Origin of the sequence: Pseudomonas parafulva (assembly GCF_000800255.1) — a bacterium.
Classification (GTDB): domain Bacteria; phylum Pseudomonadota; class Gammaproteobacteria; order Pseudomonadales; family Pseudomonadaceae; genus Aquipseudomonas; species Aquipseudomonas boreofloridensis.
The window spans coordinates 1,090,658-1,116,652 of the sequence record NZ_CP009747.1 but is presented as its reverse complement, the minus strand read 5'-3'; the positions used below and the strand labels follow the sequence as shown (position 1 = coordinate 1,116,652).

The following is a 25,995-nucleotide window of genomic DNA, read 5'->3' as shown; positions in this document are numbered from 1 at the left end:
CAGGCTCGTCACGGTGATCGGTAGCAGGAGCATTGCCGGGCATCGGGAGCCGCTGCGCGGCCCTTTCGCGACCCAAGGCCGCTTCCCACAGGTACAGCGCCGCCCCTGCGGGAGCGGTCTTGGATCGCAACAGGGCTGCAATGCAGCCCCACGACCGGTGAGTCAGCGCCGATCGATCGGCACGAACTGACGCTGCTCGACACCGGTGTATTCGGCACTGGGTCGAATGATGCGGTTGTTTGCCCGTTGCTCGAAGACATGCGCGGCCCAGCCGGTCAGCCGCGAACAGACGAAGATCGGTGTGAACAGCTTGGTCGGGATGCCCATGAAGTGATACGCCGAGGCATGGTAGAAATCGGCGTTGGGGAAAAGCCGCTTCTGCTCCCACATGGTCTTGTCGATGGCTTCGGAGACTGGGTAGAGCACGGTATCACCCACCTCGTCGGCGAGCTGTTTCGACCAGCCCTTGATCACCTCGTTGCGCGGATCGGACTCCTTGTAGATCGCATGGCCGAAGCCCATGATCTTGTCCTTGCGCTCAAGCATGCGCAGCAGTTCGGCGCTGGCCTCCTGCGGACTTTGGAAGCGCTCGATCAGCTCCATGGCCGCCTCGTTGGCGCCGCCATGCAGCGGTCCGCGCAGCGCGCCGATGGCCGCTGTGATGCACGAATAAAGATCGGACAATGTCGAGGCGCAAACGCGCGCAGTGAAGGTGGAGGCGTTGAACTCGTGCTCGGCGTAAAGGATCAGCGAGACGTTCATCACCTTCACGTGCAGATCGCTGGGCTTCTTGCCGTGCAACAGATAAAGGAAATGACCACCCAGGCTGTCCTCGTCGCTGCTGCAGTCGATGCGCACGCCGTGGTGACTGAAGCGATACCAGTAGCACATGACTGCCGGGAACAGCGCCAGCAGACGGTCGGTCCTGTCGCGCTGAGCATCGAAGGTCAGCTCCGGCTCCAGCGTGCCGAGCAGCGAACAGCCCGTGCGCATGACATCCATCGGGTGGGCGTCGCGCGGGATACGCTCGAGGACTTCCTTGAGCGCCTGCGGCAGGTCACGCAGCGCTTTGAGTCGGTGCTTGTAGTCGGCGAGCTCGGCCTTGCTCGGCAGCTCGCCATACAGCAGCAAATACGCCACTTCCTCGAATTCGGCACCTGCTGCCAGATCACGCACGTCGTAGCCACGGTAGGTCAGGCCGGCACCGGCCTGGCCGACGGTCGACAGCGCGGTCTGCCCGGCCACCTGGCCGCGCAGGCCGGCACCGCTGAGTACTTTTGCTTCGGCCATGGGATGGTTCTCCTTTCTTGAAATTGTTATGAAGTCTTGCTGGCTAATCGGGCCTGACCTGTTCGGTCATCAGCCTTTTTTCTGTGCGAACAACGCATCGAGGCTCTGCTCGAAGGCGTGGTAGCCAATGGCATCGTAAAGCTCCATACGCGTCTGCATCGTGTCCACCACCTGCTTCTGCGTGCCATCACGGCGCAGCGCGGTGTAGACGTTCTCGGCCGCCTTGTTCATGGCGCGGAATGCCGACAACGGATACAACACCAAGGACACGTCGACGGCTGCCAACTCCTCGGTGGTGAACAGTGGCGTGGCGCCGAACTCAGTGATGTTGGCCAAGATAGGCGCCTTTACTCGGTCAGCGAAGGTCTTGTACATCTGCAGCTCGGTAATGGCCTCGGGGAAGATCATGTCGGCGCCCGCCTCGACACAGGCCGCAGCGCGGTCCAGGGCCGCGTTCAGCCCTTCGACTGCCAGCGCGTCGGTGCGCGCCATGATCACGAAGCTGTCGTCGGTCCGCGCATCGACCGCCGCCTTGATACGATCGACCATCTCCTGCTGCGAGACGATTTCCTTGTTCGGTCGATGACCGCAGCGCTTGGCGCCGACCTGGTCCTCGATATGAATGGCTGCAGCTCCGAACTTGCTCATGGAGCGCACCGTGCGAGCCACGTTGAACGCCGAGGCGCCAAAGCCGGTGTCCACATCCACCAGAAGCGGCAGGTCGCAGACATCGGTGATCCGGCGGACATCGGTGAGTACGTCGTCCAACCCGGTGATGCCCAGGTCAGGCAACCCCAGGGACCCGGCGGCGACGCCCCCTCCAGACAGGTAGATGGCCTTGAATCCGGCACGTTTGGCCAGCAGCGCATGGTTGGCGTTGATGGTCCCGACCACCTGCAGCGGATGTTCGGCGGCGACCGCATCGCGGAAACGCTGGCCGGGAGTGCTCTTCACAGTCATGACTCACCTCGTGGACTAGTGTTGTCGGCGCCTTGGTAGTGACGCTCGATGTTGCGCTTGGACGCCGCGATATGGCGACGCATCAGCAGTTCGGCCAGTTCACCATCGCGTTCGGCGATGGCATCGAGAATGCGGTGGTGTTCGGCGAAGGCGTGGCGCGGCCGGTTGGGCGTGGCCGAGAACTGGATACGGTACATGCGCACCAGTTGATACAACTCGCCACAGAGCATCTTCACCAGGGTCTGGTTGCCGCTGCCCTGGATGATCCGATAGTGGAAGTCGAAATCGCCTTCCTGCTGGTAGTAACCCAGCCCTGCCTGGAAGGCTGCGTCGCGCTCGTGGGTATCGAGCACGCGGCGCAGCTCGTCGATCTGCTCCACGCTCATGCGCTCGGCGGCCAAGCGACAGGCCATACCTTCGAGCGACTCGCGGATTTCATAGAGTTCGACCAGCTCGGCAGGATTGAGCGAGACCACCCGCGCACCGACATGGGGGATGCGCACCAGCAGACGCTGCCCCTCCAGACGGTGGATGGCCTCGCGCAGAGGGCCACGGCTGATGCCATAGGTGCGCGCCAGCTCGGGCTCGGAGATCTTGCTGCCGGGCGCGATGTCGCCCTTGACGATGGCCGCCTGGATGCGGCGAAACACATGCTCGGACAGGGTTTCGCCATCCTCGGCAGCCGGGGCAAAGGCTGAGGGTGCTTGTAGCATTATTGTCGACACCTTTAAGGCTTACGACCCTGAATTTAGCCACAAACCGATTTATAGTCAAAGGCGAAAACCATATTGTCGACAATCTACCAACGCAGAACTTACCGCCCAACGCTGCGGTCTGATCGCAGCGCGCTGGCGTCAAGACGTCGGCGTGATAGAATGCCGCGCTCCCGAAGGATTACGGATAGTGTGCCTGTCATCATTTCATGCTGTTGACAGATGAACGAGGCGCTCGCGCCCTGCCCCGAACTCAGACAGCACCGCGCCAGGACTATGAGACCCATTTTTTCTTCACTGTTGTTCTGCCTCGCCGCACTGCCGGCGCTCGGCCACGCGGGCGAGAAGACCGTGTACGGCCTGAACGAATACGCCCGCCTGGGCGACCTGGACCTCGAAGTGGCCGCCAAGTTGGACACCGGCGCCAAGACCGCGTCGCTCAGCGCCCGTGACATCAAGCGCTTCAAGCGCAACGGGGAGAGCTGGGTACGCTTCTACCTGGCCATCGACGCCGCCCACAAGCACCCCATCGAACGTCCCCTGGCCCGTATCAGCAAGATCAAGCGACGCGCCAGCGATTACGATCCCGACCAGGGCAAGGCCTACACCAATCGCCCGGTGATCGAACTGAACATCTGCATGGGCCAGGCCCTGCGCACCATCGAAGTCAACCTCACCGACCGCAGCGCGTTCCAGTTCCCGCTGCTCATCGGTTCCGAGGCGCTCAAGCACTTCGACGCGCTGGTCGACCCTAGCCTCAAATACGCGGCCGGCAAACCTGCCTGCGCCACCGAAGCTCCCAAAGTAGAGTAACCCCGATGCGCTCTCTGACCCTGCACCTGAAAGTCCTGATCACCATCCTGGTGTTGCTGGGCGTGACGGTCACTTGCTATCAGATCTTCGTCCTCGGCATCCCGGTGACCGAAGACGAGACGGACGATCTGTGGAACATCGACGCCAAGGTCGAGTTCGTCGCCAGTCCCAAGGACCCGGTGAAGATCCAGATGTACGTTCCGCCGCTGAACCGTGATTACGTCAGCCTCAACGAGAGCTTCATCTCCAACAACTATGGCGTCAGCGTCAACCGCGCTGACGGCAACCGCAAGGTCACCTGGTCGGCCCGTCGCGCCAGCGGTAACCAGACCCTTTACTACCGCCTGGTCCTGACCAAGCGCTACAGCACCGAAAAGGCCAAGATCAAAGGCCCGACTTTCCGCGACAGCCTGGCCGTCGAGGGTCCGGAGAAGATCGCCGCCGAAGCGCTCATGGCCCCTATTCGCCAGCATTCGGCCGACGTCGAGACCTTCGTCAGCGAGACCATCAAGCGCGTCAACAACCCCAACGACGACAACGCCAAGCTCCTGCTGGCCGGTGACAGCTCGCCGCTGAAAAAGGCCCAGGTCATCGACCTGCTGCTGTCGATCGCCCACGTGCCGATGGAAAAGGTCCATACCGTGCGCTTGGTGGCCGATACGCCGCAGAGCCCTGAACTGTGGCTGCGCAGCTTCAACGGCAATGACTGGCTGTACTTCAACCCGGAAACCGGCGAGCAAGGCCTGCCCAACGATCGCCTGCTGTGGTGGACAGGCGATGACAACCTGATCACCGTCGACGGCGGCAAGAAAGCCACAGTCACCTTCAGCATGAACAACAGCGAGATGAATGCCATTCGCCTGGCCAAGCTGACCGACGAGAACACCGACGCCGATTTCCTCGAGTACTCCCTGTACGGCTTGCCACTGCAAACCCAGCAAACCTTCATGATCATGGTGATGATCCCGATCGGCGTGCTGGTGATCCTGGTGCTGCGCAACCTGATCGGCATCCAGACCCTGGGCACCTTCACCCCCGTACTGATCGCCCTGGCATTCCGCGAGACGCAGCTGGGCTTCGGCATCGTGCTGTTCACGGTGATCACGGCCTTGGGCCTGTCGCTGCGCTCCTATCTCGAACACCTTAAACTGCAGATGCTGCCGCGCTTGTCGGTGGTGCTGACCTTCGTGGTGGTACTGATCGCCGCCATCAGCCTGTTCAGCCACAAGCTGGGCCTGGAACGCGGACTGTCGGTAGCCCTGTTCCCGATGGTGATCCTGACCATGACCATCGAACGCCTGTCGATCACCTGGGAAGAACGCGGTGGCGGCCATGCGATGAAAGTCGCCATCGGCACCTTGTTCGCCGCCTCGCTGGCGCACCTGCTGATGACCGTGCCGGAAGCGGTGTACTTCGTCTTCACCTTCCCGGCGGTGCTGTTGATTCTGGTGGGCTTCATGCTGGCGATGGGTCGCTACCGCGGCTACCGCCTGACCGAGCTCGTGCGCTTCAAGGCATTCCTGAAGAAGGCTGACGCCTGATGTTCGGACTGATCAAGACCTGGAAGGCCCTGGAAGCCCGGGGCATCATGGGCATCAACCGGCGCAACGCGGACTATGTACTCAAGTACAACAAGCGCCATCTGTATCCGATCGTCGATGACAAGATCATCACCAAAGAGCGTGCACTGGCAGCCGGCATTCACGTGCCGGAAATGTACGGCGTCATCGAGACCGAAAAAGAGATCGACAAGCTCGACCAGATCATCGGCGGTCGCAGCGATTTCGTGATCAAACCCGCCCAAGGCGCAGGGGGTGATGGCATATTGGTTGTCGCCGACCGCTTCGAGGATCGCTATCGAACGGTGTCGGGCAAGATCATCAGCCATGAAGAGATCGAGCATCAGATCTCCAGCATCCTCACCGGCTTGTACTCGCTGGGCGGGCATCGCGACCGCGCGTTGATCGAGTACCGGGTGACGCCGGACCAGATCTTCAAGAGCATCAGCTACGAAGGGGTACCGGACATCCGCATCATCGTGCTGATGGGGTATCCGGTGATGGCCATGCTTCGCCTGCCCACTCGGCAATCCGGCGGCAAGGCCAACCTGCACCAGGGCGCAATCGGCGTGGGTGTCGACCTGGCCACCGGCGTCACCCTTCGTGGAACCTGGCTGAACCGCATCATCAGCAAGCATCCGGACACCACCAACTCGGTGGACGGTGTGCAATTGCCGAACTGGGACGGTTTCATGAAGCTGGCGGCCAGTTGTTATGAACTGTGCGGCCTCGGCTACATCGGCGTGGACATGGTACTGGACCAGGAGAAGGGTCCACTGATCCTCGAACTCAACGCCCGCCCGGGCTTGAATATTCAGATCGCCAACGACTGCGGCCTGACCCAACGGACCCATGCCATCGAGGCGCACATCGAGGCCTTGGCCAAGGACGGTATCAGCGAAGATGCCGAGACCCGCGTGCATGTGGCGCAAAACCTGTTCGGCCACGTCGTTCAGCAGTGAGGTACTGGCTCCAATAGGGCGGGTGCTAGGCACCCGTCCTACAGCGGCCTACAATCCCCCTCCTTGTTTTTCAGCGCCGCCGATGCCGATGCCGACCTGTACCCTTCATCCCCTGCCCTACCGACCCGATCCAGGGCATTATTTCGGGCGCCTGCGTCAGGCTCCGGGCGCCATTCTGCTCGACAGCGCGCGCCCGATTGCCGAGCGTGGGCGTTTCGACCTGTTCAGTGCCTGGCCCATTCAGCAACTGCAAGCCGCCGACGGCGAAAGCGGCCAGGCATTCCTGGATCGACTGCGCCAGGGACTGAGCGAACTGGGTGAAGCCAGACTCCCCGACGGCAGCGAGCTACCTTTTGCCGGCGGTCTGATCGGTTATCTGAGCTATGACTTCGGTCGACGGCTGGAGCGCCTGCCCGAGCTGGCCACGGACGACCTCAAACTAACCGATGCGCAACTGGGCCTGTATGCCTGGGCGATGATCACGGACCATGCGCTGCATACCTCGCAACTGATGTTTCACCCGGCACTCCCACACGCTGAACGTCTGCGCCTGATCGACCTGTTCGAGCAAACAGAGTCACCTTCAGTCGAAACCTTCAGGCTGCTGGCCCCCATGCAGGGCGATCTCGCACCGGAACACTACCGAGCTGCATTCGACCAGGTGCAGCGCTACATCCAAGCGGGCGATTGCTACCAGATCAACCTGACCCAGCGTTTTCGCGCACCCTGCCAAGGCGACGCGTGGCATGCCTACCAGGCACTGCGCGCCGCTTGCCCGACGCCCTTCTCGGGGTTCCAACAGCTCACCCCGAATAGCGCACTACTGAGTTTCTCGCCCGAGCGCTTCGTCCGCGTCAGCCAGCGGCAGGTCGAAACCCGGCCGATCAAAGGCACTCGCCCACGCGCCGAAGACCCTGCCGAAGACCTGCGCAACGCGCGCGAATTGCAAGCCAGCAAAAAAGACCGCTCCGAAAACCTGATGATCGTTGACCTGCTGCGCAACGACATAGGGCGCACTTGCCAGATCGGCTCGGTGAAGGTACCGGAGCTGTTCAGCCTGGAAAGCTATCCGAATGTCCATCACCTGGTCAGCAGCATCACTGGCCGACTGGCTGACGACAAGGATGCGCTCGACCTGATCGCCGGCAGCTTCCCCGGTGGCTCCATCACCGGCGCACCAAAGATCCGCGCCATGCAGATCATCGACGAGCTGGAACCGACCCGAAGGGCGCTGTATTGCGGCTCGCTGCTGTACATCGACGTACGTGGCGAAATGGACAGCTCCATCGCCATCCGCAGCCTGCTGGTCAAAGACGGCCAAGTCAGTTGTTGGGGAGGCGGCGCGGTGGTAGCCGATTCGAACTGGGAAGCCGAATACGAAGAATCCATCGCCAAAGTCCGCGTGCTGATGCAAACCCTGCAAGGACTGTGATTGCGGTCGGACAGACGGAGATGGAAGCGTCTGCCACGCCATTTTTTGTTACCATCGCCCCACTACGAGCGCACAGCGCCATACACACGATGGAAACCGCCTGATGAGCCAAATCTTCGATGTCGCCACCCTGGCGGCGACCTACGCCAGCAAGTCCCCCCAGGATATTCTCAAGCTCGCCTTCGAGCATTTCGGTGACGACCTGTGGATCTCCTTCAGCGGTGCTGAAGATGTGGTGCTGGTCGACATGGCGTGGAAGCTGAACAAGCAGGTCAAGGTCTTCAGCCTGGACACCGGCCGTTTGCACCCGGAAACCTACCGTTTCATCGATCAGGTTCGCGAGCATTACAGCCTGCCGATCGAAATTCTCAGCCCGGATCGCGCCAAGCTCGACCCCTTCGTCAAGGACAAAGGGCTATTCAGTTTCTACAAGGACGGCCACGGCGAATGCTGCGGCATTCGCAAAATCGAACCTCTGCGCCGCAAGCTGGCGGGCGTCAGCGCCTGGGCGACCGGTCAGCGCCGCGACCAGAGCCCCGGCACTCGCAGCCAGGTGGCAGCACTGGAAATCGACTCGGCCTTCTCCACAGCCGAGCGCACCCTGTACAAGTTCAATCCCCTGGCACAGATGTCCAGCGAGGAAGTCTGGGGCTACATCCGCATGCTCGAGCTGCCCTACAACAGCCTCCACGAACGCGGCTTCATCAGCATCGGCTGCGAGCCGTGCACCCGCCCAGTGCTACCGAACCAACACGAACGCGAAGGCCGTTGGTGGTGGGAGGAATCGACCCAGAAGGAATGCGGCCTGCATGCGGGCAACCTGATCAGCAAAGGCTGAACAGCTGCAAGCTGCAAGCTGCAAGCTGCAAGCAAAAAGAGCAGACCACACACGGCCTGCTCTTTCTTGAAGCTCAAAGCTTATAGCTTGCAGCTGCCGTTCTAGTGCACCGGCAGCTCGACGCCTTCGAACAGGGCCTCGAGCTCCTGCTTGTTGTGGCACTGGATGGCTTTGGCCATCACCTCGCGGGTCAGGTGAGGGGCGAACTTTTCGATGAAGTCGCACATGAAGCCGCGCAGGAAAGTGCCGCGACGGAAGCCAATCTTGGTGATGCTGGCTTCGAACAACTCGCTGGCGTCCAGGCAGACCAGATCGCTGTCAAGCTTCGCATCGACCGCCATCTTGGCCACGATGCCCACGCCCAGGCCCAAGCGTACGTAAGTTTTGATCACATCAGCGTCGGCCGCCGTGAACACCACCTTCGGCGTCAGACCGCGATGATTGAACGCCTCGTCCAGCTTCGAGCGACCGGTGAAACCAAACACATAAGTGACGATGGGGTAGTCGGCCAGCGCCTCAAGGGTGAGCTTGGGCAGCTTGGTAAGCGGGTGCCCCTGAGGCACCACAACGCAACGATTCCACTTGTAGCAGGGCATCATGATCAGGTCGCCAAACAACTCCAGCGCTTCGGTGGCGATGGCGAAATCGACGGTGCCATCGGCCGCCATCTCTGCGATCTGCATCGGCGAGCCCTGGTGCATGTGCAAGGACACTTCAGGGTACTGCTTGATGAAATTGCTGATCACCGGTGGCAACGCATAGCGCGCCTGGGTGTGGGTGGTGGCGATCGACAGCGTCCCCTTCTTCTCGTTGGAGAATTCCTGGGCGATCTGTTTGATGCTCTCGACCTTGCGCAGAATTTCACCGGCAGTCGTGATGATGCGCTCACCGGCCGGCGTGACGCGGGTCAGGTGCTTGCCGCTGCGGGCGAAGACTTCGACCCCCAACTCATCCTCCAGAAGGCGGATCTGCTTGCTGATCCCCGGCTGGGAGGTGTAAAGACTCTGCGCAGTGGCAGAGACGTTGAGGTCATGGTGCGCCACTTCCCAGATGTAGCGCAGTTGTTGAAGCTTCATAGGTTTCCCTCGGATCAGCGGTAGGTCACCGGCTGCTGGCAGCGACGAGTTATAACTATATTAGTGGTCAGATGAAGAAATCTAGAACTATTTTGTTACGTCTGACGGAAAAGACCTACTGCCAGTTTCAGCCTTTCCTACGACCCAGGTGCTGAGCCAACGGCACCATATACACCGGTACAGGCGATAGTTGGAGCAGCCGCACCGCAGTCCTTCCAATGGGCACGTCGACCCCTGCGCCCTCGGCGTGACTGCCGAAGATCAGCAGGTCAACCGCCAGACGCTGGGCCTGCTCCAGAATGACTTGCGCCGGATCACCCTGACGCACGCGCACAGCCTTGATCACGGCCAGGTCAGCATCCTCGCCCAGCTCGTCGCGAAAGCTTTCCAGCACACGCTGCTCTATGTTGGCCATGACCGTATTCACTCCCTGGGAGTGCAACCGCTCGAGCGTCTGCTCATCGAGGTAGCTCTGCAGGAGCGATTCGGCGAACTGGCCCATCGGCTCGACAGCGTGGATCACATACAACTGCGCCTCGAACGTGCGTGCCAGGGCCAGAGCATGCTGCATGACGAAAGGCGCGTAGACGCCAAGATCGGTGGCGTACAGCATGGAGCGGATCATACGGCCTCCTCGACTGCCTCGGCGGGCAGAGCACGCTTGAGCTTAGCAGCGCCTGCGCGGCAGCGTCTCGCCGTCGCGGGCCGAGTTGCGGAAGTCGCTCAGTCGGCGCGGTTACGTCGGTCGATGAACGTCAGCGCCTGGTACAGGGATTCGATCCTCGGTAAATGACAACCGGCCTGCCGCGCACGGGCCAGTGGCTCGGCATAGATCGCCTGCAGTTCCAGCGGTCTGCGATGAACATGATCGTGGTACATGCTCGGCCAGTATTCGGGCATCTGATCGGTCACGCGCAACAGGTGCTCGACATAGCCCTGAGGTAAAACCTGCCCACAGGCCTGAGCCCCGATGACCACTTCGTGCATCAGCGCGCGCACCAGCTCACGGCTGCCTGGATCGCTCATCAGTGCTTTGGTGCTGGCTTGCAACAGTACTGAGAGTCCGTTGTAAGGCACATTCCACACCAATTTCTGCCAGCGCGCCTGGCCAACGTCGTCCATCGGCTGCGAATCAACCCCTGCGGCGCGGAACAGCCCAGCGCCTTCAGCAGCGATTACGCCAGCATCAACGCCATCCGGGCCGCTGTGGTAGCCCAGGTTGATCGCACCCAGCGCTTGATGGCGAATGACCCCGGGCGCCTGGCGATTCACGCAGATGAAGCACAGCCCGCCGAGCAGATGCATGTCGTCGCGCAGCGCAGGGCGCAATTGCTCCTCGACGCCCAGTCCGTTCTGCAGCAATACGACACGGGCACCGGGTGCTGCGGCCTGGACGAGCAGCGGCGCCAGCTCGGCATTACTGGTGGCCTTGGCGCCGACCAGCAGCCAGTCACAGGGCGGCATGTCGCCAGCCGAGGCGTAGGCCTGCACCTTCATGTGCAGTGCTCCATGGAGGGCGCTATCGATACTCAGCCCATCCTTTTGCACCACCGCGTACTCGCTACGCAACAGAAAGTGCACATCGAAACCAGCGCGGGCCAGCATCAATCCATAGAAGCCACCGATTGCACCGCTACCGATGATGCCGATGCGTGTAGTGCGGGAAACCATGCTGCCCTCCTGTCCAGGCGAAGTCTGCTCGACCGCATGCCTGCAGGCAGCGACCGTCGTTTGATCGCGCCACTATACCTAGCGTCTCCGTCGGCAGGGTTAATCCTCCTGGACAGGGCCATGACCATTGTCGCGCCCGACGTAACGCGCTAAGGTTCGGCTCCCCCCGCTGCGAACAATCTGCTGCTGGGCCGCACGGGGTTTGCTGGCGGCCGGCACCCGTGACCTGACGAGTAACACGATGGCTGATTTACCGATCGATGACCTCAACGTTGCCTCCAACGAGACCCTGATCACCCCCGATCAGCTGAAGAAAGAAATCCCGCTCAGCGCCAAGGCCCTGCAGACCGTGACGGCTGGCCGCGAAGTGGTACGCGACATCCTCGACGGCAAGGATCACCGCCTGTTCGTCGTGATCGGCCCATGCTCCATCCACGACATCAAGGCTGCCCATGAGTATGCCGAGCGCCTCAAAGTGCTGGCCGAAGAAGTGTCCGACACGCTCTATCTGGTCATGCGCGTGTACTTTGAGAAACCTCGTACCACTGTTGGCTGGAAAGGTCTGATCAACGACCCGTACCTGGATGACTCATTCAAGATCCAGGACGGTCTGCACATCGGTCGTAAGCTACTGCTGGACCTGGCCGAGATGGGCCTGCCCACCGCCACCGAAGCCTTGGACCCGATCTCACCCCAGTACCTGCAGGACTTGATCAGTTGGTCGGCCATCGGCGCGCGCACCACTGAATCCCAGACCCACCGTGAAATGGCCTCTGGACTGTCGTCGGCGGTTGGCTTCAAGAACGGCACGGACGGCGGCCTCACCGTTGCGATCAATGCCCTGCAGTCGGTCTCCAAGCCGCACCGCTTCCTGGGCATCAACCAGGAAGGTGGCGTCTCCATCGTCACTACCAAAGGCAACGCCTATGGCCACGTGGTACTGCGCGGCGGCAATGGCAAGCCCAACTACGACTCGGTCAGTGTGGCGCTGTGCGAGCAGGATCTAGCCAAAGCCAAGATCAAGCCCAATATCATGGTCGACTGCAGCCATGCCAACTCCAACAAAGACCCTGCTTTGCAGCCTCTGGTCATGGACAACGTGGCCAACCAGATCCTCGAGGGCAACCAGTCGATCATCGGCCTGATGGTGGAAAGCCATTTGAACTGGGGCTGTCAGGCGATTCCGAAAAACCTGGAAGATCTCCAGTACGGCGTCTCCGTGACCGATGCTTGTATCGATTGGGCCGCGACCGAGAAAAGCCTGCGCAGCATGCACGCCAAACTCAAGGACGTACTGCCAAAACGTCAGCGTGGCTGATGCATCGCAGTGACGGAACACCTACGAAAACGCCGGGCAATTGCCCGGCGTTTTCGTAGGTGTAAGCCGATCAGGCCTTGCTGGAATGTCGCTGCTGACGCTCCATGTAGCGTTCGACATAGGAACATGAGGGAATCACGGTGTATCCCATCTGCTCGGCATACTCCAGCGCTTTCTCCGTCAACGCGGCAGCGATGCCACGTCCGCGCAGCGCGTTTGGAACGAAGGTGCGATAAATATCGAGCGTCTGCTTGCCCAGATCCATGTAGGTGAGATAAGCACGATGACCGTCGACATTGGTCTCGAACTGATGACCGACTTGGTCATGGTGGATGGTCAGCGCTTCACTCATCACTACTCCTCGCAGGCCTTATGGCAGACCTTGGCCTTGAACGATGATTTATCCGGCGGAGCGCGCTCGACGCCACCCAATGCCACTTCGACCACTACGCATTGGCAATCGTTCGCGGTCGCTGATGCGGTAGATAGTAGGCGGACAAGGCGCCGTTGCTCAAGCCGTGCAGACTAACAATGGCGCGCAGAAGGATCGCCTGACGGGCATCGATCAATACCAAACTGCCAGCCGGATGCTCTAGTACCTGAGACGCTGCATGACCGTGCAAGTCACCCTTAGTTCAACGAAAAGTTTCTTGGGGCAGCGCTGAGAGGCGGATGGATCAGCAGCGTCAACTTCATCGCAAGGCTTGCCATACGGGGCTTCTGGCAACATTTTTTTTACGCTTCTTGCGCTCAGTCAGTTTACTTACTACAAGTAATGGGTAGTATGTACGCCGGCCAGTTTCTCTTTTCCGAGAGATGGCTATTTAATAGAAAGTCCTTGAAGGGGAACACGATGAACAACGTTCTGAAATTCTCTGCTCTGGCTCTGGCCGCAGTTCTGGCTACCGGTTGCAGCAGCGTATCCAAAGAAACCGAAGCTCGTCTGACTGCGACCGAAGACGCAGCTGCTCGCGCTCAAGCCCGTGCTGACGAAGCCTATCGTAAGGCTGACGACGCTCTGGCCGCCGCTCAGAAGGCTCAGCAGACCGCTGACGAAGCCAACGAGCGCGCTCTGCGTATGCTGGACAAAGCCAGCCGCAAGTAATAGTCCTCACGGATTATTGAGAAGCCGACCCATTCGTGGGTCGGCTTTTTTATGCGCGTCCATCCGCCGACACAGAAGCTCAGGATGAAGAAAGCCCGCCATGAGGCGGGCCTGGCTAGACATCGCTACGGCTACTGAATCTCGGGCGGAATTTCAGAGACCATCGAGGTGCCACCCTGGCCAGTGCCGGGTACAGCGATCTCGACAGGGATACCATCTTCGGCGGCGACCACGTCGCGCACCATGTCCCAGTTCATGCGCAGATTGTTGGCGAGATCTTCGCGCTTGAGCAATGCATTGATGACAGCCGTGTGCTTGTCCACGACCGAAGGATTGCCCTGCTCGTCCAAGGGCGTATGCGCCTCCAGGTACACCTTACCGCCGCTCACGCCGAACTTGTAGGGTTCGTTGATGATGCGCACCGGCGTGCCCACAGGGACCATCTCCGAGAGCGAGACCACATTGTTGTTGAGCATGCGGAAGCAGCCATGACTGGTGCGCATACCGATGCCGAACTTCTTGTTCGACCCATGAATCAGATAGCCCGGCAGGCCTAGGGTGAATTTGAAGGGCCCCAGTGGGTTGTCGGGGCCGGCCGGCACTACGGCGGGCAAGATATCCCCGTCAGCGGCGTGCTCGGCACGGATGGAGGCCGGCGGGGTCCAGGTAGGGTTGGGCGTCTTGGCGGTAATCTTGGTATTGGCCACTGGCGAGCCCCAGCCCTCACGACCGATACCCAGCGGGAAGGTGTACACCACATTCTGCCCTTTAGGGTAGTAATAAAGGCGGTACTCGGCCAGATTGATGACGATCCCCTCGCGCGGCCCCGGGGGCAGGATATAGCGCGTCGGCAGGATGATCTCTGTACCGGCACCCGGCAGCCAGGGATCGACGCCGGGGTTGGCCGCGATCATTTCCAGGTAGCCCAGGTCGTTGGCGGTGCCGATGTCGGCGAAGGTGTCCTCGTACTTGGCCTTGATCGTGCGCACCTGGCCGACGACATCTTCTCCGGGCGGTGGCAGTGGCAGCTCCAGCGCGACGGCGGGACCGGTCATCAGCAGGGCAGCCAGGGACAGGCAACGGGTGACGGCGGTAAAGCGCGGCAGCATCCGGTAAATCCTTCGACAGAGGGTTCAAGAGGTTCGATTGTACACTCGGCTGTTGCCGAGGGGGAGGCATCGGCCGGGTACGCAAGAATGACAAATGATGAAAGGCGTGCTCAGAGCTCGGGCCACACCGGCCGGGTGCCCCGCCGCTGGGCATCGAGGATTGCGCGGCACAAAGGGCAAAGGCGCTCATCGCGATAGACCGTACGCTGCACCGAAGACCAGCGCGGCTGCGCTGGCAGCAATCCGCCACACAAGGTGCGGTCGGCTGGAGCACCCAGTTCGAGTTGACGCGCGGCGAGATGAACACGCACCTCCTGACACGCGAACAGATCCAATTGCTCGTCGGGCTCGATCAGTTGATAGGCGTACAGGGACCAGGCGGGGCGGGGCATCGGGGGCACTCGAAACGGGGGGCGCAACATTAGCCGAAAGCGTTCCCCGTTGAAAGCGTCAGAGCATGGGTTTTATCGTCGGCCATGCATTGTCCAGCAGGCGCTGCTGGGCGCCTTCGGCCGGGTGGATACCGTCGGCCTGCATCAACGCCGGGACGCCACCGACGCCCTCGAGGAAAAACGGCACCAAGGGCACCTTCTTGTCGCTAGCCAACTGCTCATAGACCTGAGCGAATGCGGAGGTATAGCGAACACCATAATTGGGTGGCAGACGCATGCCCAGCAATACCACCTTGGCACCCGCGGCCCGCGAGCGATCGATCATTGATGCAAGATTTTGTTGCAATTGCTGTGGCGGCTGTCCCCGCAGCCCGTCGTTACCGCCCAACTCGAGCACCACCAGATCCGGCTTGTGCGCCGCAAGCAGCGCCGGTAGCCGCGCCTGCCCCCCGGCACTGGTGTCACCACTGATCGACGCGTTGACCACTTGATCAGCGAATCCCTCGTCATGCAGGCGCTGCTGCAGCAGCGTGACCCAGCCCTGGCGGGTATCCAGGCCAAAACCTGCGCTGATACTATCGCCGACAATCAGCACCGTCCCCGCCGCCGCGCCTTGAGCCAGGCCGCACAGGGCCAGACCGGCGCTCAACCACCACATTCGCATTGGATTCTCCATGAGCCCCAGCATTCTCGTTGCGCAGAACCTTAGCAAAGTGGTCTCCAGCGCGGAAGGCGACCTTACCATCCTCCACCCCCTGTCGCTGGATCTCAGCCAAGGGGACAGCCTGGCGATCGTTGGCGCGTCCGGCTCCGGCAAGTCGACCCTGCTCGGATTGCTCGCCGGTCTTGATCGGCCCAGCGGGGGCAATGTACTGCTGGCCGGCCACGACCTGGGCGCACTGGACGAGGACCAGTGCGCCCAGGTGCGCGCCGAGCATGTCGGCTTCGTGTTCCAGTCATTTCAGCTTCTGGACAGCCTCAACGCCCTGGAAAACGTGATGCTACCCCTGGAGCTCGACGGTCGCCGCGACGCACGCGAACAAGCGCGCGCCTTGCTCGATCGGGTCGGCCTGGGCCATCGAATGAGTCACACACCTCGGCAACTGTCCGGCGGTGAACAGCAACGGGTGGCGATTGCACGGGCTTTTGCTGCACATCCGGCGGTACTGTTCGCTGACGAGCCTACCGGAAACCTCGACAGCCAGACCGGCGAGCGCATCAGTGATCTGCTGTTCGAGCTGAACCGCGAGCGTGATACCACCCTGGTCCTGGTGACCCATGACGAGCGCCTGGCCAAGCGGTGCCGCCGCTTGATCCACCTCGAGGCCGGTCGCCTCGTCGCGCCGCAGGCGCCTCAATGACGCGCCTGTCGGTCAAGCATTTGTGCACGCTGGCCCTGCGCCAACTGCTGCGCGATGCTCGCGCGAGCGAAGTGCGAGTGCTGTTCTTGGCGGTGCTGGTGGCAGTAGCAGCCAGCACCGCCATCGCTTACTTCGGCGCTCGCCTCAACAGCGCCATGCAACTGCGGGCCAGCGAATTCCTGGCAGCCGACCTGGTGCTGCAAGGCTCCTCCCCCATCCGAATCGAGCAACTCGACGCGGGCACATCACGCGGTCTTCAGCACGCCCGCGTGGTTGAGTTCAGCAGTGTGGTGGCCGCCGACGCGGGCATCCAGCTCTCCAGCATCAAGGCAGTCGACTCGGCCTACCCCTTGCGCGGGGAGCTGCGCAGCGCAGCCACGCCCTACGGCAGCGAAAGCCCAGGAGCTAGCCCTGCGCCGGGTGAGGCGTGGGTAGAAGCGCGCCTGTTGACGGCGCTCGGGCTGTCACTCGGCGATAGCATCGACGTGGGCATGAAACCCCTGCGCATGACCCGTGTGCTCACGTACGAGCCGGATCGTGCCGGCAATTTCTACAGCCTTACCCCGCGCGTGCTGATGAACATGGCCGATCTGGAGGCCACTGGAGTGATCCAACCGGGCAGCCGGGTTACCTATCGCGACCTCTGGCGCGGCGAGCCCCAAGCGCTGGAAAGCTATCGCCAGGCAATCGAGCAGCAGTTAGCCGCCAACCAGCGATTGCTCGATACCCGTGATGGCAATCGTCAGATCGGTGGCGCTCTTGGTCGCGCCGAGCGTTACTTGAACATGGCCAGCCTGGTGGCGGTGTTGTTGGCCGGCGTGGCAGTGGCGCTGTCAGCCAGCCGCTACGCCGCTCGCCGTCTCGATGCCAGCGCCCTACTTCGCTGCCTGGGCTTGTCACGCCACCAGGCACTGGGCCTTTTTTCACTGCAGTTGACCGTGCTGGGCCTGGTCGCATCGCTGAGCGGTGCCTGGGTGGGCTGGCTGGCACAACTTGGGCTGTTCGCGTTGCTGCAAGGGCTACTGCCCAGTGCGGTCCCTTCCGGCAATCTTGCGCCGGCGCTGGCCGGCATCGGCACCGGACTGGTCGCGCTGGCCGGCTTCGCTCTGCCACCTTTGGCCGCGCTGGGACGGGTCCCGCCTCTGCGCGTCCTTCGCCGCGACCTGCTACCCACCCCGCCCAGCAGTTGGCTGGTGTACGGCGCCGCACTGTTTGCTCTGGGGCTGATCATGTGGCGGCTGAGCCTCGACCTGATCCTGACATTCGCCCTGCTCGGCGGCGGGATCGTGGCCGCAACCCTGCTCGCCGGCCTTTTGCTGCTGGCCCTGCGCAGCCTGAGGCGAATGCTGTCCGCCGCCCCGCTTGCCTGGCGACTGGGCCTGGGTCAACTGCTGCGTCACCCGCTGGCCGCCGCCGGACAGGCACTCGCCTTCGGCCTGATACTGCTGGCCATGGCGCTGATCGCACTGCTGCGCGCGGAGCTCCTCGACAACTGGCAGGCCCAGTTGCCCGAAGACGCGCCCAATCACTTCGCCCTCAACATTCTGCCGGACGACCGCGAGCCGTTTACCCAGCGGTTACGCGAACTCAACGCCACGTCCGCCCCGTTGTATCCCGTCATGCCAGGCCGGCTCACGCAGATCAACGGGCAATCGGTCCAGCAACGGGTGAGCAAAGACTCTGCTGGGGAGCGGGCCGTACAGCGTGATCTGAGCTTGACTTGGGCCGCCAATCTGCCCCAGGGCAATGCCATAGTCGACGGCACTTGGTGGCAATCATCCCCCCCCGATAACAGGCCTCCCGGCGTGTCGGTCGAAGCCGATCTGGCTGCCAGCCTGGGCCTGAAACTTAACGACCTGTTGACCTTCGATATCGGGGGCGAGCAGCGTCAGGCACAGGTCACCAGCCTGCGGACCGTACATTGGGACAGCTTCCAGCCCAATTTCTACATGATCTTCCAGCCGGGTACGCTGCTAGGACTGCCAGCCACCTACCTGACCAGCTTCTACCTCGCGCCAGGCCACGATGCTGAAGTGGTCGCACTGTCACGCGCCTTCCCGGCCGTGACCCTGCTGCAGGTCGATGCACTGCTGGGGCAACTGCGCAGCATCCTGGCCCAGGTCACCCTGGCTGTAGAGTACGTACTGCTGTTCGTATTGGCGGCGGGTGTGACGGGACTGCTCGCTGGATTACAGGCCACTCTGGACGAGCGCATTCGCCAAGGCGCCCTGCTGCGCGCACTCGGTGCCGGACGCGCCCTGCTGGTCAAGGCCCGGCGCATCGAGTTCGGCCTGCTCGGCGCGGCCAGCGGTGTATTGGCAGCACTGGGCTGCGAGCTGATCAGTTGGGGGCTGTACCGCTACGCCTTTAACCTGCAATGGGCACCGCATCCGTGGCTACTGGTGCTGCCACTGATCGGCGCACTGCTGGTGGGCGCAGCCGGCGTCTTCGGCACCCGGCGTGCGCTCAATGCATCACCCTTGAGCGTGTTGCGAGACACCTGACCACCATCCGCCATGGCGTGCTCAGGTCGCGCCATAGTGGATGCGATTGATGTACCAGGTCGCATCGCCGGTTGGGGTATGCACTCGCACCTCGTCGCCCTCCTCCTTTTTAAGCAAAGCACGGGCCATGGGCGAATCGATGGAAATATAGTCGTTGCGGCCATGGATCTCGTCGTAGCCGACGATACGAAACGCCAGGGTCTGCCCCTCGTCATTCTCGATCTCGACCCAGGCGCCAAAGAACACGCGCCCCTCCTGTTGTGGCGAATAACTCACCACTTTGACGTCCTCGAGACGTTTGCGCAGATAGCGGACCCGACGATCGATCTCGCGCAGCAGCTTCTTGTTGTACTGATAATCAGCGTTCTCGCTGCGATCGCCCAAAGACGCCGCCCACGTTACCTTCTGCGTGATCTCCGGACGGTAGACGCGCCACAAATGATCCAGCTCCTTCTTGAGCGCCTCATGGCCTTCGATGGTGATGATATTGGTGCTCAAACCGCTCGCTCTCCTCACGACTACCTGCGCAGGCGACATCGGCCTGGCGGGGCTGGGAGCTTAACCAAAAAACACAGCGCACGACATCTACCAGAGAATCAGCTGCGCGTAATCAATCCCTGGCGGGCAATGCGGGTAAGGTGACCGATGATTTCGCCAGCCTGTTCGCCCGTCGGTGCCTGGATGACTGCCAGATCAAAGCGGTCACTGGCGTACCGGGCAAGGTCGCAGGCGTTTTCGGCGAACTGGATGAGGAAGGCGCGGGCTTGACCCTTGCGGCGGGAAAATCCATCGAGATTGCGCAGCAGTGTGGGTTGGTGCTGACCACCTAAAAGGATGCGAGGCGTGCGTGCGGCCTGATCGGCTGGCAGTGGAGTCAAGCAGACGCTGGTACGTGGGCAACTCATGGAGTATCTCTCCGCCTCGCAGATCCCGCTGGGCAGCGGTGGGAGGCGTCACCGAACCAGCGCTTTAGCGGTATTTCGGATGGCCTTGCAGACCTTTCCTGCGCCCCGCAAGTAGCTGTTTAAATCGGCGCAAGCGTTATCCTAGAGCGTCTGATGGCAAGCTGCAAGTGGCTGCTCACTTGCAGTTTGCCGTTAACGGTTTGCAGGCATATGTCAGCGGGCTATCAGGCGATCCAACGACACCCGACCGGCGCCTTCTGAGAGAATGGCGAGGGTGCCGGCCATCAACGCAAGCGCGAACTCATAGCCATTGTTGGCCATAAACAAGCCGTTGCTAATGTGCACAGTGAAAATTGCCACCACCAACGTTGCACTCAGCACCAGCGCCGCGGGACGCGCCAGCAGCCCGAGCAGTAAACCCAGCCCGCCGAAGAACTCGGCACTGCCGGAAAGCATGGCCATCAGATAACCAGGTGCCAGTCCGATGCTTTCCATCCACTGGCCGGTCCCCTCAAGGCCGTAGCCGCCGAACCAACCGAAGAGCTTTTGTGCGCCGTGCGCCATGAGTATGAAACCAATCAGAACACGCAACAAGCTGACGCCAAAACCGGCGCGGGTGGAAAGGAGGGCTTTGATGGTAGGGCTCATCTTGCAGTTTCCTTGAACGGATGTGGGGAATGAGCGCCATATTAATCGATTTTAAAGATACGAAAACCGCAAAAAACCGAACCAACCTATCGATTAATTAGAACCTATTGTCGCCCTATCCCCTGTTCAAGTCCTGATCGCTCACGGTTGAATGCCAGGAAGTACTTGTTGACGCTATTGACGAAGTTGACTGTTCCCATCCCCACCTGCTCCATCGCGATTCGCTCAGTCTGAAAGAACCACTGATTGGCGTTCAGCCCGCGCCGACGCGCCTGCGCCCGCATGGCCTGAACCCGCTCGGGACCAAGGTTGTAAGCCGCGAGTACAAAGGCCATGCGCTCACGCTCATTGAGTTGGGGGCTGGAAAAGAACTTGCGACGAATCATGGCCAGATAGCGCGCGCTCGCCTGAACATTGCCATCGACCGTCGAGGTATCGCTCACGCCCACTCGCTGAGCAGCAGAGGGAGTGATTTGCATCAGGCCGTGAGCACCACCCACGCCACGCGCCTTGGGGTCAAGGCTCGACTCCTTGAAGGCCAGGGCGGCCAGGTTGAGCCAATCGATCTGTTGCTCGGCCGCATGCTTCTGCAATATCGCACGCACCGATACCAAGCGCCGGCGATCTTGCCGAGCCAGTGGATCATGGACGCGGTACTGACGTCGATAGATTCGCTCAAACGCGGCATCCTGGTTATCTGGGGCACGATAGCTCGCCAGAAAGCGGTCGATGCTGCTGAGCAACTGCGTGGCATCCTTGCGCACATACCAACGCATGGCCTGTGGCTGGCCAAGGTGCAAGCGCGTGTCTAGCCGCAGTTTGGACATCACACGCCCCCAACGTTGGGCAATGGGACGCTCTACCACAGTCAGGTGATAGATGCCGGCCTGAACCATTTCCAGCACATCCTCCACCGCCAGGGTCGGGTCTACCCACTCGATCCTCACTGGCGCACGCTTGCGCAGCGCCAGTTGCTGATTGATCTGCTCGATCACAGGTCCCGCCGCACTGGCTGTGGTCAACGCAATCGTGCGTCCAGACAACTGTTCGATCCGACTGAAAGACCGATCACCTTTGCGCCCGACCAGCACGAGTGCTACCTGATCGACCACGGGTGCACTGACGCCCACTTCATGTACCAGCGCCGCATCGAGCAACTCACCAGGCGCTGCCAAATCGCCTTCGCCGCGACGCAATGCGCCAATGAGCTGCTCCTTGGCTCTGGGAACGACCTTGAAGGTTATTCGCTGTCCTTCATCCATCCGTGCGTTGAGTGCATGCTCCAGTGCTCGCAAGCGGTAGTACTCGACGCCGACCGGCTCACCCTTGACCTCACCTGAGCTGTTACGGCTCTGATTGACCAGCACCCTCAGCACCTTGCTGGCGCGGATCTGCGGCAGGTCACGGACCTGAGAAGCTGGCGCGTGCTGCACCGGACCGGCTTCACGCGCGAAGGCAGGCACCACGTTGAGCAGGCCGAGCAACAGCAGAGTCGTCAGCAACAATCGCAGCATGGGAAGTGCATCCGGGAACGGTCAAGAGATGATGGCAAAAGACCACCAATCTTGTGCGAAGTTCTTGGTTTTCCCGCGAAATGGCGGACTTTGCTATCGTGGCCGTCCCGCAGCATGAGACAGCACCATGCAACTGATCGATATCGGCGTCAATCTGACCAACAGCAGCTTCCATCAGCATGAAGCGGCAATCATCGAACGCGCCCGTGAGGCCGGCGTGGCGCAGCTGGTGGTTACCGGCACCAACCTGGACGTGAGCGAGCAAGCACTTGAGCTGTGTCAGCAACTCGATGCGCAGGGTCAGTGCCTATTCGCCACGGCCGGCGTCCACCCCCATGAGGCCAGCACCTGGAGTGGAGAAAGCGAGCGCCGTCTGCGCGAACTGCTGAAAGCGCCACGCGTGCGAGCGGTGGGTGAATGCGGATTGGATTTCAACCGCGACTTCTCTCCTCGTCCCCTGCAGGAAAGTGCCCTGCACGCGCAGTTAGCGCTGGCAGCTGAACTGCAGTTGCCGGTGTTTCTGCACGAACGTGACGCCAGTCAACGTCTGTTAGCCATTCTCAAGGACTACCGCGACCATCTGAGCGCTGCAGTGGTGCATTGCTTTACCGGAGAACGCGACGCCTTGTTCGCCTATCTGGACATGGACCTGCACATCGGCATCACAGGTTGGATCTGCGACGAACGCCGTGGTACGCATTTGCATCCGCTGGTCGGCGACATTGCCCAGGGCCGACTGATGCTGGAAACCGACGCGCCCTATCTTCTCCCACGTAGCCTGCGCCCCAAGCCCAAAAGTGGACGCAACGAACCCGCCTACCTACCCTACGTACTGCGCGAGGTTGCCATGCACCGTAACGAGAGCGTCGAGCAGTGCGCTGAACACACGACGGCGACGGCAAAGGCTTTCTTCAAACTCCCTTGATGCACATCATGACAGTCGACTCATCGAGCGCGCACAATGATGGCACCTTGCCAATAATGTTTCCGCTCAACTCAGAGAAGACCTTCCATGGGTGCCTGGCTTAGCAATATTTCCTTGAAATACAAGTTTTGGGCCGTCAATGCGGTGGCCTTTGTCACGACCTTGCTGCTGGTACTTTACGCCGTCAATCTCGAGCAACAGGCCCGTGCCGAGGCGGCACACGCGCAGGCCCTGGCTCAAGCTGAGGTGCTGGCCAGATGGCCCGCCAACCAGCCCATTCCTCACCTGGCTCAGATCATCACTTGGCAAACCGGCCAAACCCCTACGTTCGCAGGGCAGTCCCTCGAGTCACTGCGCGAGGCGCAAGGCTGGGTCGATCTACCGGCAGCCTGGTTGCTCGGCACCGATCCCCTGCGCGGCGCCCAGGTACTACGCCTGGGCGACCAGCACATTGCCGTGCTGGCGCAGTCACCCAGCCTGCGCCAGGTATTTTTTGACCGCTTCACCCAATATGCGCTGTGCGTGCTGATCCTCATGCTGGCGATGCTCTGCGCCTCGCAATTGCTCATCCGCTTTCTGCTGAGCCAACTCAACATGCTCAAGGACGTGATGCTGCACGTCGAACGCACCGGCGACCTGTCGGCCCGGGTGCCGCTGGCCTGCGGCGACGAGGTGGGCCAGATGGCCGGTGCCTTCAATGCCATGCAGACCACTTACCACCGCGTGGTGAGCACCGTGGCGCGAACGGCCGCACAGCTCGACGCAGGTGCCGCACGCTTGGCGACCAGCATGAACGAAGTGCGCCACGGCATGATCGGCCAACAGAGCGAGACCGACCAGGCTGCCACCGCCATCAACGAGATGTCCGCCACGGTCCACCACATTGCCCAGCATGCAGGCGCTACTCGCGATTTATCGCAGAGCGCCGATACCCTTGCCGGCAGTGGACAGGCAGTGGTGACCCGCGTCCAGGACTCCATCTCTGGCCTGTCCAGCGGCGTACAGCAGACTGCCGAGATGATTCGCCAACTGGCCGACGACAGCCAGAAGATCAACAGCGTGGTCAGCGTGATCCACAGCATTGCCGAACAGACCAACCTGCTGGCACTCAACGCGGCTATCGAAGCAGCGCGGGCGGGCGACCTGGGTCGGGGCTTCGCGGTGGTCGCCGATGAGGTGCGCAACCTGGCCAAGCGGGTACAAAGTTCCACAGACGAGATCACCACCATGGTCTCAGCACTGCAGGATGGGACCCGCGATGCAGTGGACTTCATGCAGGAGAGTTCCTTCAAAGCCGACGATTGCGTGCAGCAGGCACGTGAAGCGGGTGACGCCCTCGCCGAGATCACCCAGGCAGTGGCTCAAATGCGCGAAAGCAACACCCAAATCGCGGTGGCTGCAGAGCAGCAGAGTCAAGTGGCCGAAGAGATGAACCGGGCGGTGGTCAGCATCCGCGACGTCACCGAGCAAACCGTACAGCAGACCGTGGGTTCGGCTACCACCAGCAACGAGCTGGCAACGCTGGCCGGCGAGCTGAACAAAGCCATCGGCCAGCTCAAGCTATAGCCCCCATAAAGGGCATCGATTGGCCCCGATCCAGGGGCCGCACTAAGCTTTGGACATGACCGAGAGGAGATGTCCATGAGCAAGCGTCTACCCAACCTGCCCGCCTGGCAATGGCGCGGCTATCATCATCACCACCGCCATCCGGCCAATCTGGTGCTGCACTTGATCGCCGTCCCTTTGTTCATCCTGGCGTTTCTACTGCTGCTTTCGGGCCTGTTCGCGATGGACCTCACTCAATTGGCGGTGGGCGCTCTTGCGCTGATCGCAGCGCTTGGCATGCAACGTCAGGGTCATCGACTGGAGGCTGAGCAGCCCGAACCGTTCAGCGATCGAAGCGATGCTTTCAGACGTCTGCTGACCGAACAGTTCGTGACCTTTCCGCGCTTTGTGCTTTCAGGTGGATGGTTGCGCGCCTGGCGTGAGCGCCACAGACTCCGGCGCTGACGTGGCCCGTTCAGGCGAAGACGGTCACCGTTTGACGACTCAGTGCAAGTAACCTGCCGTCAGCCGAGGATAACCTGGCGGCAGCGTGGCCATAGCCGTCTTTGGCATGCTCAGTCTCGACTCGGTACTGGCACCAATCCGAAGTGCTGACCTCGGGTATGGGCTGAACGAATTCAATGGTCCATGACAACGTGCTACCGGCAGCCGGCTTGCTCAGTATTGGCAGCACGCTGGGCGGCCAGGCGTCTACCAGCGCCAACAGGTGTCCGACGCTCAGAGGCGCCTTCGCCACATCGCGCAAGCGCACCCAGCCGCCCATTTCTCGTGAGTCATTACCGCTGAATGGCAGACCACCCAGTGCCCAACGCAACGAAACGTGGCGCATGAACGCCGGAGTGACGCCAGCGATGTAGGGTAACTCTGGCGTCGCTTCTGCGAGAGGCTTGATAGGCGTCGCCGAGCCGGCCCCCACCTGCACCTCAGACGCACGGCTTTCACCGAAACTGCCTTGCACTAACGTCACCATCTGACCCGCCTGAACGGCCCTGCCCAGGACGGTGGTCACGGCCTTGCCCTCTCGCAGCACCTCGGCGTCGAAGCGAATCGGCATCTCGGGCACCGCAGGGCCCACGAACGTGATGGCCAGCGACCGTACCGGTCTGTCACCGCCGACTTTCAAACACATCGTTTCATGCACCAGAGCCGCCATCAGACCACCAAAACACGCGCGGCCTTGGCCCCAACTGGCTGGAATGCTCAGGTTCTCGGGGTGGTTACGCACGGCAACCAGCAGTTCATCTAGATTCATGGCGCTCACAGCCCTGTTCGTTCGTAGTGCAACCAGGCTGCAGAGTATCCAGCGCACAGATCGGTGACAGCCTACATATCGG

At 61.4% G+C, this 25,995-nt stretch carries 27 protein-coding genes; 12 read left to right on the top strand and 15 right to left on the bottom strand.

The genetic code is table 11. From position 1 onward, the window contains the following. Nucleotides 1-162: 162 nt before the first annotated feature. The 3 genes from prpC to NJ69_RS04900 form a co-directional block, all read right to left on the bottom strand. Nucleotides 163-1,290: a bifunctional 2-methylcitrate synthase/citrate synthase gene (prpC, locus tag NJ69_RS04910; protein WP_039576671.1), complete on the bottom strand. Its 1,128-nt coding sequence runs from the start codon at nucleotides 1,288-1,290 to the stop codon at nucleotides 163-165. Between the two features lie 69 nt (nucleotides 1,291-1,359). Next, the gene (gene prpB, locus NJ69_RS04905; protein ID WP_039576667.1) at nucleotides 1,360-2,250 is read right to left on the bottom strand and encodes a methylisocitrate lyase; all 891 of its coding nucleotides are present in this window, start codon (nucleotides 2,248-2,250) and stop codon (nucleotides 1,360-1,362) included. Continuing rightward, nucleotides 2,247-2,963 carry a GntR family transcriptional regulator gene (locus NJ69_RS04900; RefSeq protein ID WP_039576664.1) on the bottom strand — a complete coding sequence of 239 codons (717 nt, stop codon included), beginning with the start codon at nucleotides 2,961-2,963 and terminating at the stop codon, nucleotides 2,247-2,249. The genes prpB and NJ69_RS04900 overlap by 4 nt, the downstream gene beginning before the upstream one ends. Before the next feature lie 276 nt (nucleotides 2,964-3,239). Between NJ69_RS04900 and NJ69_RS04895 the strand changes: the two genes are divergently transcribed. The 5 genes from NJ69_RS04895 to NJ69_RS04875 all read left to right on the top strand — a co-directional run bounded on the left by NJ69_RS04895 (nucleotide 3,240) and on the right by NJ69_RS04875 (nucleotide 8,567). Next, nucleotides 3,240-3,776, top strand: coding sequence for an ATP-dependent zinc protease family protein (locus NJ69_RS04895; RefSeq protein ID WP_029613551.1), 537 nt, complete (start codon nucleotides 3,240-3,242; stop codon nucleotides 3,774-3,776). Between the two features lie 5 nt (nucleotides 3,777-3,781). Further along, a complete protein-coding gene (locus NJ69_RS04890; protein ID WP_029613550.1) occupies nucleotides 3,782-5,317 on the top strand; it encodes an inactive transglutaminase family protein in 1,536 nt (511 codons plus the stop codon). Continuing rightward, nucleotides 5,317-6,297, top strand: a complete 981-nt coding sequence (locus tag NJ69_RS04885; protein ID WP_029613549.1) for an alpha-L-glutamate ligase-like protein — start codon at nucleotides 5,317-5,319, stop codon at nucleotides 6,295-6,297. The genes NJ69_RS04890 and NJ69_RS04885 overlap by 1 nt, the downstream gene beginning before the upstream one ends. Before the next feature lie 88 nt (nucleotides 6,298-6,385). Continuing rightward, entirely contained in the window at nucleotides 6,386-7,729 is a 1,344-nt protein-coding gene (gene pabB, locus NJ69_RS04880) for an aminodeoxychorismate synthase component I (protein WP_039576661.1), read from the top strand. 103 nt (nucleotides 7,730-7,832) lie between these two features. After that, entirely contained in the window at nucleotides 7,833-8,567 is a 735-nt protein-coding gene (locus NJ69_RS04875; protein ID WP_039576658.1) for a phosphoadenylyl-sulfate reductase, read from the top strand. Between the two features lie 101 nt (nucleotides 8,568-8,668). On the opposite strand, the gene cysB is transcribed toward NJ69_RS04875, so the two are convergent. From cysB to NJ69_RS04860, 3 genes are all read right to left on the bottom strand, one after another. After that, nucleotides 8,669-9,643, bottom strand: coding sequence for an HTH-type transcriptional regulator CysB (gene cysB, locus NJ69_RS04870; RefSeq protein WP_039576653.1), 975 nt, complete (start codon nucleotides 9,641-9,643; stop codon nucleotides 8,669-8,671). Nucleotides 9,644-9,770: 127 nt separating this feature from the next. Then, nucleotides 9,771-10,268, bottom strand: coding sequence for a universal stress protein (locus NJ69_RS04865; RefSeq protein WP_029613546.1), 498 nt, complete (start codon nucleotides 10,266-10,268; stop codon nucleotides 9,771-9,773). A 98-nt stretch (nucleotides 10,269-10,366) separates the two neighbouring features. Then, nucleotides 10,367-11,314, bottom strand: a complete 948-nt coding sequence (locus NJ69_RS04860) for a putative 2-dehydropantoate 2-reductase (RefSeq protein WP_039576650.1) — start codon at nucleotides 11,312-11,314, stop codon at nucleotides 10,367-10,369. A 241-nt stretch (nucleotides 11,315-11,555) separates the two neighbouring features. Between NJ69_RS04860 and NJ69_RS04855 the strand changes: the two genes are divergently transcribed. Further along, on the top strand, nucleotides 11,556-12,632 hold the full coding sequence (locus NJ69_RS04855) for a 3-deoxy-7-phosphoheptulonate synthase (RefSeq protein WP_039576648.1): 1,077 nt from the start codon (nucleotides 11,556-11,558) through the stop codon (nucleotides 12,630-12,632). 70 nt (nucleotides 12,633-12,702) lie between these two features. Here the strand turns inward: NJ69_RS04855 and NJ69_RS04850 are convergent, their stop codons facing one another. Further along, nucleotides 12,703-12,984: a GNAT family N-acetyltransferase gene (locus NJ69_RS04850; RefSeq protein WP_029613543.1), complete on the bottom strand. Its 282-nt coding sequence runs from the start codon at nucleotides 12,982-12,984 to the stop codon at nucleotides 12,703-12,705. 501 nt (nucleotides 12,985-13,485) lie between these two features. Between NJ69_RS04850 and oprI the strand changes: the two genes are divergently transcribed. Further along, nucleotides 13,486-13,737, top strand: coding sequence for an outer membrane lipoprotei OprI (gene oprI, locus NJ69_RS04845; RefSeq protein WP_003259780.1), 252 nt, complete (start codon nucleotides 13,486-13,488; stop codon nucleotides 13,735-13,737). Between the two features lie 131 nt (nucleotides 13,738-13,868). Here the strand turns inward: oprI and NJ69_RS04840 are convergent, their stop codons facing one another. The 3 genes from NJ69_RS04840 to NJ69_RS04830 form a co-directional block, all read right to left on the bottom strand. Continuing rightward, nucleotides 13,869-14,846 (bottom strand): L,D-transpeptidase family protein, encoded by a 978-nt coding sequence (locus NJ69_RS04840; RefSeq protein ID WP_039576602.1) that lies wholly within the window; start codon nucleotides 14,844-14,846, stop codon nucleotides 13,869-13,871. A 110-nt stretch (nucleotides 14,847-14,956) separates the two neighbouring features. Next, a complete protein-coding gene (locus NJ69_RS04835; protein WP_039576600.1) occupies nucleotides 14,957-15,238 on the bottom strand; it encodes a hypothetical protein in 282 nt (93 codons plus the stop codon). 58 nt (nucleotides 15,239-15,296) lie between these two features. Beyond that, nucleotides 15,297-15,902: an arylesterase gene (locus NJ69_RS04830; RefSeq protein WP_039576599.1), complete on the bottom strand. Its 606-nt coding sequence runs from the start codon at nucleotides 15,900-15,902 to the stop codon at nucleotides 15,297-15,299. A 10-nt stretch (nucleotides 15,903-15,912) separates the two neighbouring features. Between NJ69_RS04830 and NJ69_RS04825 the strand changes: the two genes are divergently transcribed. Further along, nucleotides 15,913-16,599, top strand: coding sequence for an ABC transporter ATP-binding protein (locus NJ69_RS04825; protein WP_029613541.1), 687 nt, complete (start codon nucleotides 15,913-15,915; stop codon nucleotides 16,597-16,599). Continuing rightward, nucleotides 16,596-19,103 carry an ABC transporter permease gene (locus NJ69_RS04820; protein ID WP_039576597.1) on the top strand — a complete coding sequence of 836 codons (2,508 nt, stop codon included), beginning with the start codon at nucleotides 16,596-16,598 and terminating at the stop codon, nucleotides 19,101-19,103. Before NJ69_RS04825 ends, NJ69_RS04820 begins: the two co-directional genes overlap by 4 nt. 21 nt (nucleotides 19,104-19,124) lie before the next feature. Here the strand turns inward: NJ69_RS04820 and greB are convergent, their stop codons facing one another. From greB to NJ69_RS04800, 4 genes are all read right to left on the bottom strand, one after another. Further along, complete coding sequence (gene greB, locus NJ69_RS04815; RefSeq protein ID WP_039576595.1) at nucleotides 19,125-19,601, bottom strand: transcription elongation factor GreB; 477 nt, start codon at nucleotides 19,599-19,601, stop codon at nucleotides 19,125-19,127. A gap of 98 nt (nucleotides 19,602-19,699) precedes the next feature. After that, nucleotides 19,700-20,008, bottom strand: coding sequence for a hypothetical protein (locus NJ69_RS22305; protein WP_080754716.1), 309 nt, complete (start codon nucleotides 20,006-20,008; stop codon nucleotides 19,700-19,702). 213 nt (nucleotides 20,009-20,221) lie between these two features. Beyond that, complete coding sequence (locus NJ69_RS04805; protein ID WP_039576591.1) at nucleotides 20,222-20,656, bottom strand: DoxX family protein; 435 nt, start codon at nucleotides 20,654-20,656, stop codon at nucleotides 20,222-20,224. Between the two features lie 104 nt (nucleotides 20,657-20,760). After that, the gene (locus NJ69_RS04800) at nucleotides 20,761-22,170 is read right to left on the bottom strand and encodes a transglycosylase SLT domain-containing protein (RefSeq protein ID WP_039576589.1); all 1,410 of its coding nucleotides are present in this window, start codon (nucleotides 22,168-22,170) and stop codon (nucleotides 20,761-20,763) included. Between the two features lie 127 nt (nucleotides 22,171-22,297). On the opposite strand from NJ69_RS04800, the gene NJ69_RS04795 reads away from it, so the two are divergent. The 3 genes from NJ69_RS04795 (at nucleotide 22,298) to NJ69_RS04785 (ending at nucleotide 25,105) form a co-directional block, all read left to right on the top strand. Next, the gene (locus tag NJ69_RS04795; protein WP_029613538.1) at nucleotides 22,298-23,095 is read left to right on the top strand and encodes a TatD family hydrolase; all 798 of its coding nucleotides are present in this window, start codon (nucleotides 22,298-22,300) and stop codon (nucleotides 23,093-23,095) included. Between the two features lie 87 nt (nucleotides 23,096-23,182). After that, nucleotides 23,183-24,661 carry a methyl-accepting chemotaxis protein gene (locus NJ69_RS04790; protein WP_039576587.1) on the top strand — a complete coding sequence of 493 codons (1,479 nt, stop codon included), beginning with the start codon at nucleotides 23,183-23,185 and terminating at the stop codon, nucleotides 24,659-24,661. Between the two features lie 75 nt (nucleotides 24,662-24,736). Further along, a complete protein-coding gene (locus tag NJ69_RS04785) occupies nucleotides 24,737-25,105 on the top strand; it encodes an Mpo1-like protein (protein ID WP_039576585.1) in 369 nt (122 codons plus the stop codon). Nucleotides 25,106-25,115: 10 nt separating this feature from the next. Here the strand turns inward: NJ69_RS04785 and NJ69_RS04780 are convergent, their stop codons facing one another. Next, on the bottom strand, nucleotides 25,116-25,913 hold the full coding sequence (locus NJ69_RS04780) for an acyl-CoA thioesterase (RefSeq protein WP_039583098.1): 798 nt from the start codon (nucleotides 25,911-25,913) through the stop codon (nucleotides 25,116-25,118). Nucleotides 25,914-25,995 lie beyond the last annotated feature (82 nt).